The sequence below is a fragment of the Nocardioides sp. genome (assembly GCF_004803405.1).
Classification (GTDB): domain Bacteria; phylum Actinomycetota; class Actinomycetes; order Propionibacteriales; family Nocardioidaceae; genus Nocardioides; species Nocardioides vastitatis.
The window spans coordinates 33,436-40,385 of record NZ_SSXI01000145.1 but is presented as its reverse complement, the minus strand read 5'-3'; the positions used below and the strand labels follow the sequence as shown (position 1 = coordinate 40,385).

General features: G+C 71.9%; 7 protein-coding genes. 4 read left to right on the top strand and 3 right to left on the bottom strand.

Features of this window, described 5'->3' with window-relative positions; translation table 11 throughout:
* On the bottom strand, positions 1–977 hold a 977-nt coding region (locus E7Z54_RS10820), incomplete at its 3' end, for a bifunctional transcriptional activator/DNA repair enzyme AdaA (protein WP_136433583.1).
* A 254-nt stretch (positions 978–1,231) separates the two neighbouring features.
* Between E7Z54_RS10820 and E7Z54_RS10815 the strand changes: the two genes are divergently transcribed.
* Genes E7Z54_RS10815 through E7Z54_RS10800 form a run of 4 tightly spaced genes read left to right on the top strand, consistent with a single transcriptional unit; the run spans position 1,232 to position 5,572 of the window.
* On the top strand, positions 1,232–2,494 hold the full coding sequence (locus E7Z54_RS10815; protein ID WP_136433581.1) for an Nramp family divalent metal transporter: 1,263 nt from the start codon (positions 1,232–1,234) through the stop codon (positions 2,492–2,494).
* 59 nt (positions 2,495–2,553) lie between these two features.
* Complete coding sequence (locus E7Z54_RS10810; protein ID WP_206056133.1) at positions 2,554–3,234, top strand: response regulator transcription factor; 681 nt, start codon at positions 2,554–2,556, stop codon at positions 3,232–3,234.
* Positions 3,234–4,619: a sensor histidine kinase gene (locus tag E7Z54_RS10805; protein WP_136433579.1), complete on the top strand. Its 1,386-nt coding sequence runs from the start codon at positions 3,234–3,236 to the stop codon at positions 4,617–4,619. The genes E7Z54_RS10810 and E7Z54_RS10805 overlap by 1 nt, the downstream gene beginning before the upstream one ends.
* On the top strand, positions 4,616–5,572 hold the full coding sequence (locus E7Z54_RS10800; RefSeq protein ID WP_136433577.1) for a TAXI family TRAP transporter solute-binding subunit: 957 nt from the start codon (positions 4,616–4,618) through the stop codon (positions 5,570–5,572). Before E7Z54_RS10805 ends, E7Z54_RS10800 begins: the two co-directional genes overlap by 4 nt.
* Positions 5,573–5,592: 20 nt before the next feature.
* Here E7Z54_RS10800 and E7Z54_RS10795 read toward each other — a convergent pair whose 3' ends face one another.
* Together E7Z54_RS10795 and E7Z54_RS10790 are read right to left on the bottom strand one after the other, a co-directional pair.
* Positions 5,593–5,859 carry a hypothetical protein gene (locus E7Z54_RS10795; RefSeq protein WP_136433575.1) on the bottom strand — a complete coding sequence of 89 codons (267 nt, stop codon included), beginning with the start codon at positions 5,857–5,859 and terminating at the stop codon, positions 5,593–5,595.
* A gap of 87 nt (positions 5,860–5,946) precedes the next feature.
* Positions 5,947–6,834, bottom strand: a complete 888-nt coding sequence (locus E7Z54_RS10790; RefSeq protein WP_168798273.1) for an MOSC domain-containing protein — start codon at positions 6,832–6,834, stop codon at positions 5,947–5,949.
* Positions 6,835–6,950: the final 116 nt, after the last annotated feature.

Here is a 6,950-nt window from a genome sequence, read left to right as displayed (position 1 = left end):
ACGCGCAGGCCGGGCCGGCGTCGTACGAGAGCGGCGAGGGCGGGGTCCGCGGCGAGGTGGTCGTCGACGGCCACCGGGTCGGCGTCGGCGTCGACCAGCGCGCGCATCCGGGCGACGGCGGCGGCGGTGTCACGGAGGTCGTGGAGCTGCAGCCGCAGCGGGACGTACGACGAGCCGACCCCATCGGAGTCGGCCAGCTCGACGCGGGCGACCCCCGGCCCTTGCGGCAGCTCGAGAGTGCGGGCGTACCAGCCGGTGCCGTCGGCGCGGACGTCGGCGAGCTCGATGCCGGGCACCGCCCGATCGGCCAGGAACCGCAGCAGGGCCCGGCCGGCGAAGGGCGTGCGCACCGCGATCCGCAGGTCCATCGCACCGGGGGTGGGCCGGTTCCGCCCGCGGCGGCCGCGCAGCTGGCTCGGCGTCGCGTCGTACACCTCGCGGATGGTCTCGTTGAACTGGCGGACGCTGGCGAACCCGGCTGCGAAGGCGACGTCGGCGAACCCGAGCTCCGTGCTCTCGACGAGCGCGCGCGCGGTCTGGGCGCGCTGGGTCCGGGCGAGGGCGAGCGGGCCGGCTCCGAGCTCGGCCCTCAGCAGTCTCGACAGATGCCGCGGCGAGTAGCCGAGTCGAGCGGCGAGGCCGTCGACGCCCTCCCGGTCGACCACGCCGTCGGCGATGAGTCGCATCGCGCGGCCCGCCACGGTGGCGGCGACGTCCCAGTCAGGGCTGCCGGGTGTGGCGTCGGGAAGGCACCGCTTGCAGGCGCGGTACCCCGCTGCCTGGGCGGCCGCCGCGGTCGCGTGGAACGACACGTTGCGCGGCGCCGGCGTCCGGGCCGGGCAGGACGGTCGGCAGTAGATCCCGGTCGTGCGGACGGCGGTGTAGAAGACCCCGTCGAAGCGCCGGTCCCGCGACCGGACAGCTGTGTAGCAGCGGGTGAAGTCCAGCTGCTCGCGTCGGGTCGCTGTGATCTGCATGCGAACATTCTGCTGCCCGGCACCGACAATCACTGGCGGAAATCAGACACGACCATCACTGGGATGCCCCGGTGGCCTGCCCGGGACAGCCCGGCGCGCGGACGTTCCTCGGGGCCGAGTCATTTCACCCGGTCCGGTCGCCCAGTGTTTGCATCGCGTAAGGATTTCGGGCCCTGCAGCCTGCTGCTCTCGCGCGGGATGTGTCGCCCGTCACAGGATCGGCGGATCGTGTCCGCCACCTGAAGGAGCCCGCCATGACCAGCACCACTCTCGACCGCGCTGGGACCGCGCCGCGCTGGCGCCTCGTCGGACCCGGTCTCGTGGTCGCAGCCACCGGCGTCGGGGCCGCCGACCTGGTGGCCACCCTGATCGCCGGCAGCAAGTACGGCTATGCCTTGCTCTGGGCGGTGGTGCTGGGCTGCGTGATGAAGGTCGTGCTGGTGGAGGGTGCGGGTCGGTACAGCCTCGCCTCCGGTCGCACCCTCTACGAGGGGTGGAGCAGCCTCGGGCGCTGGACGCACGTGTACTTCGGGCCCTACATCGTCATCTGGGGCTTCGTGTACGGAGCCGCGGCGATGGCGGGAACCGGGCTGGCTCTCCACGCGCTGTTCCCGGTCCTCGGCGTGAAGGCCTGGGGCATCGCCTCCGGGATCGCCGGACTCGCGCTCGTCTGGTCGGGCCGTTACAGCGTGTTCGAGAAGGCCCTCAGTGTGTTCGTGCTGCTGATGTTCGCGACGATGGTGTTCGCCGCGGCGCTGACCGTGCCCAACCTGCCCGAGCTCGCCGCGGGTCTGGCACCCCGGATCCCGGACGGCGCCCTGCTCAACGTGCTGAGCGTCGCCGGCGGTGTGGGCGGCACCATCACGCTGGCCGCCTACGGCTACTGGTTGCGCGAGAAGGGGTGGCACACCCCGGCGTTCATGCGGGTGATGAGGCTCGACAACCGCGTGGCGTACCTGGTCACCGGCATCTTCGTCGTCGCCACCCTGGTCGTCGGCGCGGAGATCCTCTACTCCGCAGGCATCGCCGTCGAGACGGGGGACGCCGGCATGCTCGACCTTTCCCGGGTGCTCAGCGACCGGTACGGCGCAGCGGCCGGAACCGTGTTCCTCGTCGGGTTCTGGGCGGCCGCGATGAGCTCGCTCGTCGGCGTGTGGAACGGGGTCAGCCTGATGTTCGCGGACTTCGCCGGCCACGTCCGGGGCCAGGCGCCCGACCACCCCGACCGCCAGGCTGGGGGCCGCTTCTACCACGCCTACCTGGTCTGGCTGACGATCCCGCCGATCGTCCTGCTGTTCGCGGGCCAGCCCGTGTACCTGATCCTCGCCTACGGGGTCCTGGGCGCTCTGTTCATGCCCTTCCTGGCGATCACGCTGCTCTGGCTCCTCAACTCGGACCGAGTGCCGGAACAGTGGCGCAACACGGCGACGTCGAACGTGATCCTGGGGCTCTGCGCGCTGACCTTCATCGTCCTTGCCTTCGACCAACTGCGCTCCGCGATCACCGCGGTGCTCTGACCACGAGCGTGGACGGGCGTCGCTGCGCGGCCCCCGGGAAACGCCCACCGAGCCGTATCGTGACCACCGTGCGAGTGCTCGTGGTCGAGGACGACGAGGGAGTCGGCGAGGCTCTCGTCGAGACCTTCACGACCGCCGGGTGGGAGACCACCCTCTGCCGGCGCGGTGACGACGGTCTGCGCCGGGTGAAGGATGTCGATGTCGTGCTCCTCGACCTCGGCCTGCCCGATATCGACGGCTTGGAGTTCCTCCATGTGCTGCGACGCGCCTCAACGGTGCCGGTGCTGGTCCTCACCGCGCGGGACGGCGACGGGGCGATGATTCTGGGGCTGCGCGCCGGCGCCGACGACTACCTCGTCAAGCCGGTGAGCCAGGCGGTGCTGCTGGCCCGGGTGCAGGCCCTGATCCGCCGCAGCCGTGTCGCGGGCGACCAGCGACCGCGTCCCCCACAGCAGTCGCTGAGCTGGGGCCGCCTGGTCGTGGACCTGCCGGCGCGCACCGTCACTCGTGAGGGGCGGCCAGTGGCGCTCACCGCCACCGAGATCGACGTGCTGACGGCGATCGCCTCCCGGCCGGGCGAGGCGGTGAGCCGGGAGGAGATCCAGCTGCAGGTGTGGGGAGCGCCGGAGGTGGGAAGGTCCCGGTCGCTGGACTTCTTCGTGGCCTCACTGCGCAGCAAGTTGGGCGAGGATCTTCCCCTTCACACGGTGCGCGGCTTCGGCTTCCGGCTCGGTCGCTGATGGAGCGTCGGGTCCGTCTCGTGGTCGGCCTGCTGCTCCTGACCACCGTCCTGTCCCTGTCGGTCCCCCTCGCGCTGACGCTCGCCGAGCGGCGCACCTCCCGACTCGCTGTGGAGCGCGACCGCCAGCTCGCCGTCCTCGCGGAGGAGGCCGCCTCGGGTGACGCCACCCAGCTCGTCGAGCGCTACCACGCGGTCTACGGCGAGCCCGTCCTCGTCGTCGACGCCGACGGTCGGGTGATCGCTGCGGCAGGTGAGCTCGACCCGTCGTCGCCCGAGGTCGCGGAGTCGATCCGGCTCGGCCTGCTCGACGACCCGAGCCGGCCACTTCCCCTCGTGTTTCCGTGGACCACGGCCGACCCGCTGCGCGGAAGCACGAGCACCGAGGGCGGCGAGGTGGCGACGCTCGCTCTGACCCGGATCGGCACCGAGCACGCGGCCAGGGACGTGCTGCGGTACTGGGCCGTGCTCGTCGTCGTCGGCGTGGCACTGCTGCTCGCCGCCGCCGTGCTCACGAGGGCGCTCTCCCGCTGGGCGATGCGGCCGGTGCACTCGCTGGAGGAGACCGCGCGCTCGATCGCCCGCGGCGGCCAGGGCGCCGCCGTGCTGGCCACCGGCCCGGCCGAGCTCCAGGAGCTGGTCGCCGAGTTCAACCGGATGGTGGCGGCGGTGCAGCGTTCACTGGACCAGCAGCGGCGGCTGGTCGCCGACGCCTCCCACCAGCTCCGCAACCCGCTGGCGGCCATCCGGCTCCGTGCCGACAACCTGCGGACCCATCTCGCCGAGACCGGGGTCCGCACGCACGCCGGACTCCTGCGGGAGCTCGACCGGCTCGAGCGGCTGCTCGACCAGCTGCTCTCCCTCGCTCGTGCCCAGGAGGCTGCGAACACCCTGGCGGCGGGGCAGGCATCGGCCACCGACACGGCGCCGCTCGACGACGTCGTCCTGGACCGCATCGAGGCCTGGGGTCCCGTCGCCCAGGAGCACGAGCAGCGGCTGACCGTGGCGGGTGCACTGCCGTCGGTACCGGTGCCCCGCGACGACCTGGGTCAGGTCCTCGACGTACTGCTCGACAACGCCACGCGCTACGCCGGACGCGGCGCCGTCATCACGGTCACCGCCCACGCCGACGACGGTGTGCACTGCGTGGTCGCCGACGACGGCCCGGGCCTGCCGGCGGATGACTGGCACCGCGCGACCGAGCGCTTCTGGCGGGGCTCGACGAGCGGTGACGGATCCGGACTGGGTCTGTCCATCGCGCGTGAGATCGTCGCTGCGCGGCAAGGGACGCTCCGGATCCGACCGGGAGACAACGGGACCGGCACGATCGCGGAGGCCCGCCTGGGACCAGGCTCCGAGCCCAGCGGGGACGGCACGCAGCCATGAGCACCCGCCGTCAGTTCCTCTCCCTGGGCCTCTGGGCACTGGCGCCTGCCGTCGCCCCCGGGCTGCTGAGCGGGTGTAGTGCTGGTCCGCGCCGCCTGCGCATCGCGGCAGGCGACGAGGGCGGCATCTACGTCGCGTTCGCTCGCCTCCTGGCCGCGCGGCTGGAGAGACGCGTGGACGGCCTCCAGGTCGAGGTGCACATCACCGACGGCACGCAGGAGAACTACGACCGACTAGCCCGCGGCGAGGCGGACCTGGGCCTGGGACTCGCCGACAGCGTGGCTGCCGCCGCCCAGGGAGACCGGGGCGAACGCGTGCGCGCGTTGGCGCGCATCTACGAGAACTACCTCCAGTTGGTCGTCGCTGCCGACGGACCGGTCCGGACGGTGACGGACCTCGCCGGGCGCCGTGCGACGCTCGGCGCGGCCGGCTCCGGCGCGGCAGTCACCGGCGCGGTACTGCTGCGGGCCGCGGGCCTGGGCACCGACGGCCCACGCGGCGTGCACGTACGGCACTCCGGGCTCGCCACCTCGCTCGACGAGCTGCAGCGTGGCGAGACCGACGCGGTGCTGTGGTCCGGCGGCATTCCGACGCCGATCCTCAGCGAGGTCGACGCACGGTTCCCGCTGCGGATGCTGGATCTGGGCGGCCTCGTGCCGGCCATGGCGACGTTGTCGGGCTACCCCTACGTCGAGCGGCGGGTGCCGCGCGTCAGCTACGCGCCCGAACGCCTGGGGGTGACGGTCGGGGTCCCGAACTTCCTTCTCGCCCGGTCGGGACTCCCGCAACAGACGGCACAGACCGTCGTCGAGGTGCTGGCCGAGGACTCCGCCCGGCTGATGCCCGAGTTCGTCCTCGGCCTGCAGTACCTCACGCCCGGGCTGATGATCCAGACGTCGCCGGTCCGGCTTCACGCGGGTGCCGTCGCGGCCTACCGTCGTCTGCACGGCTGAGTGCGTGACGACACCCCAGGTCAGCCGGAGGACCCGGCCTGCTGGGGCTCCGGGACCTCTCGGGCGATGTTCTGGTCCGCCGCGGGATGCTCGACCAGCGCGAGGATGCGGGTCGCCATGAAGCGCGCGGTCCGGACCGGCGTACCGCTGCGGGTCACCTCCGAGACCGTGACCACGCCGCGCCCGGTCTCGATCTCGACCCGGCGCCCGTTCCGGGTGGCCTCGATCACGTAGGTGCGGACCTCGCCACCCGCATCGATCACGATCTCCACGCGGTCACCACGCATGGCTTCACCGTACGCCCGCCCGCTCACCCGGCGCAGTCACTCGTCGTCATCGGCTTCGGCCTCGAGGACGGGCTCCTGACCGCAGGATCAGACGACGGCGACCGGGTCTCCGACCCGGATCGAGCCGGGCTGGTCGACGACGCCGTAGGCCCCGGCGCACGGATAGCGAGCTCCGGGCTCGAGCTCGAGCCGGTTGTGGCGCACCAGCGTGTGGAGGATGGCGTTGTCCCGGGGAAGGTCGCCCTGCGCCAGGGTCGGCATCACGCAACGCGGATCAGGCATGGCCAGCTTGACGCGTGCACCGTCACCGAGCTGGAGGTCGCGTCCGATCCAGTCGTTCTCCACGAACCCGTCCCGCTCACTTGCGATGACGACGTTCATGCGGAAACGACGGGGCTCGAACCGGCTCTCGGGCTGGAGCTGCTGAAGACGGTCCAGCGTCGAGGTGGTGATCACCGACACCGGGAACAGATCGAAGAACGCGCCGACGGGCACCGGGGACGGCGCCCCGATCTCGTCGAAGAAGGCCGAGCCCAGCTTCTGGTCGACGACGGTGTCGCGATGGCCGGCTGGATCGGCATCGGGGACGTCGGGGATGTACTGGTCGATGGTGTAGTCCTCGGGCGCCACCGAGCTGAGTCTCACCTTCCGGCCGAAGAACCTGGTGAGCACCTCGTCCCGGTCCGATGCGTCGCTCGTCGTGGAGGCGCCGTCGGGGAACGTGATCCGCACCGGCGGAGCCTCGGCTCCGACCTCCGGCGGATCCAGGTAGCCGGCCCGACAGGAGAGGATGTCCGGGAACCGCTTCGCGCTCTTGGCGCTGACCACGTTGCCGGTCTCGACATCGATGAGGGCGTACGCCCGGTCACCCACGAAGCCGCGCGACGTCAGGTCCCCTGTCGACAGGTGCTCACCCGCCATGGACTTGACCGGAAACCGCCACAAGCCGGAGATGCTTCCCACTGCTTCGTCCATGTCTCTCACAGCCTCGGTCAGGGAGCGGTTCTCCACCATAGGCCCGTCGCGCACGGCGCATGTCCCGTTTCCCGATTCGTCCGCGACGACCGCCACGTACCCGGTCTGCCCTCCCG

Bases quoted from the DNA above. Each gene is read 5' to 3' on its own strand.
- E7Z54_RS10790 (WP_168798273.1), bottom strand. From the start codon at position 6,834: ATGGACGAAGCAGTGGGAAGCATCTCCGGCTTGTGGCGGTTTCCGGTC.
- E7Z54_RS10815 (WP_136433581.1), top strand. From the start codon at position 1,232: ATGACCAGCACCACTCTCGACCGCGCTGGGACCGCGCCGCGCTGGCGC.
- E7Z54_RS10805 (WP_136433579.1), top strand. From the start codon at position 3,234: ATGGAGCGTCGGGTCCGTCTCGTGGTCGGCCTGCTGCTCCTGACCACC.
- E7Z54_RS10800 (WP_136433577.1), top strand. From the start codon at position 4,616: ATGAGCACCCGCCGTCAGTTCCTCTCCCTGGGCCTCTGGGCACTGGCG.
- E7Z54_RS10795 (WP_136433575.1), bottom strand. From the start codon at position 5,859: ATGCGTGGTGACCGCGTGGAGATCGTGATCGATGCGGGTGGCGAGGTC.